Below are 6,610 nucleotides of genomic sequence, written 5' to 3'. Positions count from 1 at the left end.
GTCGCCCTTGCAGCCCTCCAAGCCCGGGTCCTCGCCCAAACCGGCGAGCCCCACAACAAGATCAAGACGACGTGTTAATGCTCTGCAGCCCCTTACGGGCCCGGCGGCCTCCGGGCCGTACCCCTCCCCGCCCGCCCCGAGCACCGAGGAACCCCATGCCGCACATCGCTCTGGTCACCCTGGTCGTCCGCGACTACGACGAGGCCCGCGCCTTCTACACCGACGCCCTCGGCTTCGAGCTGGTCGAGGACACCGACCGGGGCGACGGCTCCCGCTGGGTCGTCGTCCGGCCGCGCGGCGCTCACGGTACGGGGCTGCTGCTGGCCCGTGCCAAGGACGAGGAGCAGGGTGCGAGCGTCGGGGCGCAGACCGGTGGCCGGGTCGGCTTCTTCCTTCATACGGAGGACTTCGCGGCCGACCACGCACGCATGACGGCGGCCGGGGTGCGGTTCCTGGAGGAGCCCCGGCACGAGGTCTACGGTTCGGTCGCCGTCTTCGAGGACCTGTACGGCAACCGCTGGGACCTGCTCCAGCCCGCCTGACCCCGGGTGGCTCAGCGTGGTCCGTTGCCCTCCAGGTACGCCAGCACGGCGAGGACCCGGCGGTGGACCGTGCCGTCGTCCGGTTCGAGGCCGAGCTTGGCGAAGATCGAGCCGATGTGCTTGCTCACCGCCCGTTCGGTGACGACGAGTTCGGCGGCGATGGTGCCGTTCGCCTTTCCCTGGGCCATCAGTTCCAGGACCTCGCGCTCGCGGGGGGTGAGGCTCAGCAGCGGCTTCGCGGACGCCTTGCGGGTCAGCAGCTGGCTCACCACCTCCGGGTCGAGCGCGGTGCCGCCGTCCGCCACCCGGTCCAGGGCCTGGAGGAACTGGTCGACCCGGCCCACCCGGTCCTTGAGCAGATAGCCGATGCCCTGCGCCCCCTGGGCGAGCAGCTCGGCGGCGTACGTCTCCTCGACGTACTGGGAGAGGACCAGGATCGGCAGTTCGGGGAGGTGTTTCCGGGCGGCGACGGCGGCGCGCAGTCCCTCGTCGCGGAACGTGGGCGGCAGCCGTACGTCGAGCACGGCGGCGTCCGGGCGGTGCTCCAGCAGGGCGGGCAGCACCTCGGGCCCGGCCGCGACGTCGGCCACCACCTCGTGGCCCGAGCTGGTGAGCAGCAGGATCAGGCCCTCCCGCAGGAGGGCGTTGTCCTCGGCGATCACGATCCGCACGGCAGCTCCACTTCGATGTCGGTCGGCCCTCCGATGGGGCTGCTGATGCGGGTGGTGCCGTCCAGGGCGGCGATCCGCCGCCTGATCCCGACCAGCCCGCTGCCGGCGCCCTCGTCGGCGCCGCCGCGCCCATCGTCGCCGATGGACACGAGGAGTACGCCGGGGGCCCTGCCGATCCGGACGCTCGCGGCCGTGGCGCCGCTGTGCTTGCTGATATTGGTGAGCGCCTCCGCGACCACAAAGTACGCGGCGGCCTCGATCGCCGCGGGGAGCCGCCGCCCGTCCTGGACGCCGTCGAGTTCCACCGTGACGGGGACGCCCGCCCCGGCGGCCAGCGCCCGCACGGCACCGTCCAGCCCACGGTCCGTCAGCACCGGCGGATGGATGCCGCGCACGACGTGCCGGAGTTCGGCGAGCGCCGCCTCCGCGCCGTCCTGGGCCTCCTCCAGCCGCAGGCGGGCGGCGGCCGGGTCCCGGTCCAGGAGCTGTCGGGCCAGCCCGACCCGCATCGACAGGGCGACGATCCTGGCCTGGGCGCCGTCGTGCAGATCCCGTTCGATGCGCCGGAGTTCGGCGCCGTGCGCCTCGACCGCGCCGGCCCGGCTCTCCGTCAGCTGCTCGATGCGCTCGGTGAGCTCGGCGGACGGCGAGGCGGTGAGCAGGGACCTGGTCCAGCTCGCGGAGAGCTCGGCGAGTACGGGGTGCCAGCGCAGCACCCAGCCGCGGCGCACGGGCGGGGGCGTGCCGTACTCGTCCGCGCTCCGCCGGTCCAGCAGGTGCACGACGGGGAGCATGACCCCGTCCACGAGCATCCCGACCGGCCACAGCACCATCGTGAGGTAGCCGAGGACGTTGCCGATGAGGGCCTGGGCCGGCAGCCAGACGGCCTCGCGCCGGTTCGTGGGATCGGTGAGCACCCGCCTGACCCGCTCGGACAGTTCGCCCCGGTCCAGCGGCAGGTACGGCGTCGGGCGGAACGGGAGGCCGAGGTACGCCGCCGCCCTGCGCCGCTCGGACTCCGCGAACCGGTGCAGCACCTTGGCCGCCTCGGGCAGGGCGGGCAGCCCGATGATCACGACGGCGAACAGCAGGGCCGCCACCACCAGGAAGGTGCCGACATAGGCCAGCAGCGCCACCGGGATGCCGATGAGGAGGTAGCGGGAGGCGTGCCACGAACTCCGGACGGCGGCCATCAGCGGGGTGGGAGCGGTACTCATGACGCACCACGTTACGGGGGCCGAGCCGCCACCGGAGTGGCGTGTTCCCCCCGGTCCGTGGTGGACCGGGCTACACCCCGGGCCCGGGAGCCCGCACCCTGGTCCCCGCGCACCCCCGCTCATAGCGTTCAGGCAGGTCAGGAAGTACGGAAGAAGCGAGGGAACCAGGGTGGAAACCAACACGGCGGTGCGCACGGCGGCGCTGGAGCTGGAGTCGGTGAGCCGGCGCCACGGGCGGCGCGGCAGCGGCCGGGAGGCGGTCGCCCTGGACACGGTGAGCTGCACGGTCCCGGCGGGGAGTTTCACCGCCGTGGTCGGCCCCTCCGGCTCGGGCAAGAGCACGTTCCTCCAGTGCGCGGCCGGTCTGGACCGTCCGTCGTCGGGGACGGTACGGATCGCCGGGACCGATCTCGGCGGGCTCTCCGAGGCCGCGCTGACCCGGCTGCGCCGGGACCGGATCGGCTTCGTCTTCCAGTCGCACGCCCTGAACCTGGTGCCCTCGCTCAGCATCGAGGAGAACGTCGTGCTGCCGCTGGTGCTGGCCGGTGCCGACCCCGGGTCCGCCCGGGTCCTGGACCGCGGGCGGCGGCTGCTGGACCGGGTCGGGCTGTCCGGCCGGGGCGGTGGCGGACCGGCGACGCTGTCGGGCGGCGAGCAGCAACGGGTCGCGGTGGCGCGGGCGTTGGTGACCGATCCCGATGTGGTCTTCGCCGACGAGCCGACCGCTTCCCTCGACCCGGAGTCGGCGGAGCTGGTCCTCGGGCTGTTGCGGGACGCGGTGCGGATCGACGGCCGCACGGTCGTGATGGTCACCCATGATCCGGTGGCGGCGAGCTGGGCCGACACGATGCTGACCATGGACGGCGGCCGGCTGCGATGAGTGACACGACGACGCGCGGCGGGAAGCCGCGCACGGATGACGGCTCGCGTGACGGCACGGACGTACGGGCCGGAGTGCGGCGGGCCTCCGCGTTCCTGGCCCGGCGTTCGCTGCGGACCCACCGGCGGTCCTGGACCGCGGTGTTCGCGGCGACGGCGGCAGCAGCGGCGCTGCTCGGGGCGTTCGCCCTGGTCATCGGCTCGCTGTTGCTGGCACGGCCGCCGGTGGAGCGGTACGCGGGGGCCGCCGCGGTGGTGGTGGCCGATCAGCGGATCACGTACACGGCGAAGCCGTGGGGCAGCGAGCCGCAGACGGTCGGCGCCCAACTGCCGGAGCGGGTGCGGCTGGACCGTTCGGTGGTGGCGAAGGTGGCGGCGGCCGAGGGAGTGGCGCGGGCGGTCGTGGACGACTCGGTCCCGGTGGTGGCCGGCCACGGCACCTCGGCCGTCGGACGGTCCTGGCCGGCCGCGGCGCTCACCCCGTACGAGCTGACCAGGGGACGCGCGCCGAGGTCCGCGTCCGAGGTGGTCGTGGACTCCGTGCTGGCGGCCGCGAGCGGTGGGCCCGGTGGCCGGGTGACGCTCCAGGTCGACGGGGCGGCCCGGCGGTACACCGTCAGCGGGGTGGCCGGCACCGGTCACCGCGGCGGGGCGCCCGCCGTGTTCTTCACCGAGGCACGGCTCACCGAACTGGCGGGGCACCCCGGCACGGTGGACGCGATCGGTGTCGTGGCCGAGCGGGGTGTCCCCGGCGACGCGCTGCGGGCGGCACTGGCCGGGGCGGTCGCCGGTCACGGCGGAGGTGAGCGCGGGGCGCGGGTGCTGACCGGCGCGGAGCGGGGCGAGGCCGAGCAGCTCGACGGGCTCGGCGCGCGCACGGATCTGCTGGCGATGCTGGCGTCGATCGCCGGGACGGTCGTCATGATCGCCCTGCTGGTGATCGCCACCACGCTCTCCCAGGCCGTCCACCAGCGCTCCGGCGAACTGGCGCTGCTGCGGGCGGTCGGGGCGACTCCCCGGCAGCTCCGGTCGGCGATCGGCCGTGAGGCGGGCCGGGTGGCGGGCGCCGCCGCGGTGCTGGGCGCGGTCGGGTCCGTGCCGCTGGGGCTGCTGATGCGGTCGCTGCTGACGACGGATCCGCTGCCGCTGCCGGTCCCGGTGTGGCTGCCGCTCGCGGCGGGCGCGGCGGGCGCGCTGGTCATCACGCTCGCGGCCCGGCCGGTGGCGCTGCTCGCGGCCCGCTCCCTCACCCGGCTGCGGCCCGCCGCCGCCCTGAGCGCGGCGCGGGCGCCGGAGCCGGACGAGCCGGGTCGGCTGCGCACGGTCGCCGGGGTGCTGCTGGTGGTCGCGGGGCTCGGTTCGGCCGGTGCGGCGACCACCCAGGGCGGCCAGGCGGCGGCGCTCGCCGCGTCGGGGGCGGCGACCTCGCTGATCATCGCGGTGGCGCTGCTCGGTCCGTGGATCGCGCGGATCTCGATGCGGGTGCTCGGCGCGCCGGCCCGGCGGGCGGGCGGGGTCTCCGGATTCCTGGCCGCCCGGTCCGCCGCCGCGCACAACCGGCGGCTGGGTGCGGCGCTCACGCCGATCGTGCTGGTCGTCGCGTTCGTCTGCGTGCAGCTGACGGCGGGCACGACGCTGGAGCGGGCCGCCGACCGCCAGGCCGCGGCCGCCCTGCGGGCGGACCTGGTGGTGACCGGTCCCGCCGCAGGCATCCCGTCGGACGCGGCCGAGGCCGTGCGCGGGGTACACGGGGTGTCCGCCGCGACGGGCGTGCTGCGGTCGGCCGTCGTGCTGGCCCACCGCGAGGCCGGCGATCCGCAACTGGACCGCTACCCGGTGCTGGGCGTCACGGCGGACCAGCTGTCCGGCACGCTCGACCCCCGGGTGACGGCGGGCGACGCGGCGGATCTCACCGGCCGGGACACGGTCGCGGTCGGCGGGGACCGGGCCGACGACCTCGGCGCGGGCGTCGGCGACACGGTACGGCTGCGCCTCGGGGACGGTGCGCAGGTGCGGCTCCGGGTGGTGGCGGTCTACGAACGGTCGCTGGGCCTGGGCGAGTTCATGCTGCCGCGCGAGACGCTGGCCGCGCATGTCTCGGCGCCGCGTGACCGGCAGATCCTGGTCCGCTCGGCGGACGGGGACGCCGCGTCGGCCGTACGGCGTGCGCTCGCCCCGTACGAGGGGCTGCGGGTCCGGGCCGCGACGGCGGACGACATCCGGATCAGTCCCTCGTCCTCGGACCAGGACAATGCCCTGATCGTCATCGGCGTGGGCGTGATCGGCGGCTTCGCGCTGCTGGCGGTGGTCAGCACGCTGGCCCTGATCACGGTCGGCCGCCGCCCCGAGTTCCGCCTGCTGCGGCTGGTCGGCGCGGGACGCGGCCAACTGCTGCGGATGCGGGTCCTGGAGACGGGTCTGGTGACGGTGGCCGGCCTGGCCCTCGGCACCCTGGTCGCGGCGGTCCCGCTGCTGGCGTTCGCGCTGACCGCCGCGGGCTCGCTGCCCTACCTTCCGCCGGTCCAGTACGCGGTGCTGGCGCTGACCGTGACGGCGGCCGCGGCGGCGGGCACGCTGTTCCCGGGGACGCGGGGCGGCGCGGGCCGGCGCGGCGCCGGAGTGGGCTGAGGGGCGGCCGGGCGCGGGACCGGCCCGGCCGCCGGCTACTGAGGGGCGATGGCCTTGAGCCAGTCCTCGACGGTGATGACGTCTCCCCACCGCGGGAACAGCTTCCCGGTGAGGACCCGGTGCAGCTCGGGGTCGGTGTCGAGGCAGGCGTCCACCAGGACGGTGAGGCCGAGGTCCAGGTCGACGGCCTGGCACAGGGTGGAGAGCACCACACCGCTGGTGGCGATGCCGGTGACCACGAGGCTGTCGATGCCGCGCGCCCTGAGCACCAGGTCGAAGTCGCTGCCGGAGAACGCGCTCCCCCGCCGCTTGGTGACCAGGGCCTCGCCCGGCCGGGGCGCGACGTCGGGATGGATCGCGGTGCCGGGCTCGCCCTCGGTGAACCAGCCGGCCCGCACGGCGTCCGTGATCACCCTGTTGCGCGGGCTGACCTCCGGATCGTCCGGGGGCAGCGCGATGGCCACGTAGATCACGGGGATGGCCGCCGCGCGGGCACCCTCGATCGCTCCGCTCAGGCGCGACAGGTATCCGGGGCCGGCTTCGGTGATGTCCACGATGTCCCGCTGGACGTCCATCACCAGGAGCGCGCTGTTCGCCATGCCTGCTGTCCTTTTCGTCACCGGGAGGAACAGGGGCAAGTCTGGCTGATCGGCCGGGCCGGGGCGGCGATTCC

At 75.3% G+C, this 6,610-nt stretch carries 6 protein-coding genes; 3 read left to right on the top strand and 3 right to left on the bottom strand.

Annotated features, from left to right (window positions below; all coding sequences use genetic code 11):
• Positions 1-155 precede the first annotated feature (155 nt).
• Positions 156-542, top strand: coding sequence for a VOC family protein (locus tag ACIO3R_RS35475; protein WP_385026150.1), 387 nt, complete (start codon positions 156-158; stop codon positions 540-542).
• Positions 543-553: 11 nt separating this feature from the next.
• Here the strand turns inward: ACIO3R_RS35475 and ACIO3R_RS35470 are convergent, their stop codons facing one another.
• Both ACIO3R_RS35470 and ACIO3R_RS35465 read right to left on the bottom strand, forming a co-directional pair.
• On the bottom strand, positions 554-1,213 hold the full coding sequence (locus tag ACIO3R_RS35470; protein WP_385026147.1) for a LuxR C-terminal-related transcriptional regulator: 660 nt from the start codon (positions 1,211-1,213) through the stop codon (positions 554-556).
• On the bottom strand, positions 1,201-2,430 hold the full coding sequence (locus tag ACIO3R_RS35465) for a sensor histidine kinase (RefSeq protein WP_402111120.1): 1,230 nt from the start codon (positions 2,428-2,430) through the stop codon (positions 1,201-1,203). Before ACIO3R_RS35465 ends, ACIO3R_RS35470 begins: the two co-directional genes overlap by 13 nt.
• A 169-nt stretch (positions 2,431-2,599) precedes the next feature.
• Between ACIO3R_RS35465 and ACIO3R_RS35460 the strand changes: the two genes are divergently transcribed.
• Entirely contained in the window at positions 2,600-3,310 is a 711-nt protein-coding gene (locus tag ACIO3R_RS35460) for an ABC transporter ATP-binding protein (RefSeq protein ID WP_385026141.1), read from the top strand.
• Complete coding sequence (locus ACIO3R_RS35455; protein WP_402111118.1) at positions 3,307-5,937, top strand: FtsX-like permease family protein; 2,631 nt, start codon at positions 3,307-3,309, stop codon at positions 5,935-5,937. Before ACIO3R_RS35460 ends, ACIO3R_RS35455 begins: the two co-directional genes overlap by 4 nt.
• A 35-nt stretch (positions 5,938-5,972) precedes the next feature.
• Here the strand turns inward: ACIO3R_RS35455 and ACIO3R_RS35450 are convergent, their stop codons facing one another.
• The gene (locus ACIO3R_RS35450; protein ID WP_385026135.1) at positions 5,973-6,536 is read right to left on the bottom strand and encodes a cysteine hydrolase family protein; all 564 of its coding nucleotides are present in this window, start codon (positions 6,534-6,536) and stop codon (positions 5,973-5,975) included.
• Between the last annotated feature and the right edge of the window lie 74 nt (positions 6,537-6,610).

This window comes from Streptomyces sp. NPDC087428, from assembly GCF_044744085.1.
Classification (GTDB): Bacteria; Actinomycetota; Actinomycetes; order Streptomycetales; family Streptomycetaceae; genus Streptomyces.
Note: the sequence above shows the minus strand (reverse complement) of the source record. Positions and strands in the feature narration are given on the sequence as shown.